The sequence below is a fragment of the Novosphingobium sp. HII-3 genome, assembly GCF_002916655.1.
Taxonomy (GTDB): Bacteria; Pseudomonadota; Alphaproteobacteria; order Sphingomonadales; family Sphingomonadaceae; genus Novosphingobium; species Novosphingobium panipatense.
The window spans coordinates 1-1,253 of record NZ_PPSM01000078.1 but is presented as its reverse complement, the minus strand read 5'-3'; the positions used below and the strand labels follow the sequence as shown (position 1 = coordinate 1,253).

The window sequence follows — 1,253 nt, the reverse complement described above, 5'->3', positions numbered from 1 at the left end:
AGTGGTCCATCGACTATTTTAGTCTGGACCATGAAGGAGATGCGGAAATGCCATCGAAGAAGCACAAGCCGGAGGAGATCATCGGCAAGCTACGTGAGGCAGAGATCGTGCTGGCGCAGGGCGGAACCACGCCCGAGGCGTGCCGGCGGATCGGGGTCACGGAGCAGACCTACTATCGCTGGCGCAAGGAGTATGGGGGCCTGAAGGTCGACCAGGCTCGGCGGATGAAGGAGCTGGAGAAGGAGAACTCCCGGCTTCGCCGTGCGGTGTCTGACCTGACGCTGGACAAGCTGATCCTCCAGGAGGCTGCGCGGGGAAACTTCTGAGCCCTGCGCGGCGGCGGCGCTGCATCGATCACATCAGGAGCATGATGCCGGTGTCAGAGCGGCGGGTCTGCCGTGTGCTCGGGCAGCATCGATCGACGCAGCGGAAGGTGCCGTGCGGGGCTGATGACGAGCAGGCGCTCACCGAGGACATCGTTGCCCTGGCGAAGCAGTATGGTCGCTACGGCTACCGCCGAGTGACGGCGCTGCTCCGCGATGCGGGGTGGCACGTGAACCGCAAGCGGGTGGAGCGGATCTGGCGGCGTGAGGGGTTGAAGGTGCCTCAGAAGCAGCCGAAGCGAGGTCGGCTATGGTTGCACGACGGCTCGTGCATCCGGCTCCGGCCGGAGTATCCGGGGCACGTGTGGGCCTACGACTTCGTCGAGGGCCGCACTCACGATGGCCGCAAGTTCCGGATCCTCACGATCATCGACGAGGCCAGCAGGGAGTGCCTGGCGCTGGTCGTGGCGCGTCAGCTCAAGCATCAGGATGTGTTGGCGGCGCTGGCAGAGCTGTTCGTCTCTCGCGGTCCGCCAGCTCATATCCGATCGGACAACGGCAGCGAGTTTATCGCCACCGCCGTGCAGGAGTGGCTCGCCCGGATCGGAGTGAAGACGCTCTACATCGCGCCGGGATCGCCTTGGGAGAACGGTTACAACGAGAGCTTCAACGGCTCCCTGCGCGATGAACTGCTCAATGGCGAGATCTTCTACAGCCTCGCCGAGGCCAAGGTGCTGATCGAAGCCTGGCGCCGCCACTACAACACCGTCCGTCCACACAGCAGCCTTGGCTACCGACCGCCTGCGCCGGAAACGGCAAGATCGCCATTGCCGCCTTCCGGTTCCGCTTCGCTCCACCTCCAGCCGGCAATGGCGCAGGAGGCGACGATGCACTAACAGTCAACCCGGACCACTCGGTGGGGGCCGGTCA

1 protein-coding gene is annotated in these 1,253 nt (G+C 64.7%); it reads left to right on the top strand.

Features of this window, described 5'->3' with window-relative positions; translation table 11 throughout:
- Positions 1 to 47 precede the first annotated feature (47 nt).
- Positions 48 to 1,219, top strand: a protein-coding gene (locus C2R25_RS18790) for an IS3 family transposase (RefSeq protein WP_103730645.1) whose coding sequence is annotated in 2 segments (ribosomal slippage) — positions 48 to 312 and positions 312 to 1,219 — 1,173 coding nt in all. Because the reading frame shifts where the segments join, the coding sequence is not laid out codon by codon here.
- The last annotated feature ends 34 nt before the right edge of the window (positions 1,220 to 1,253 follow it).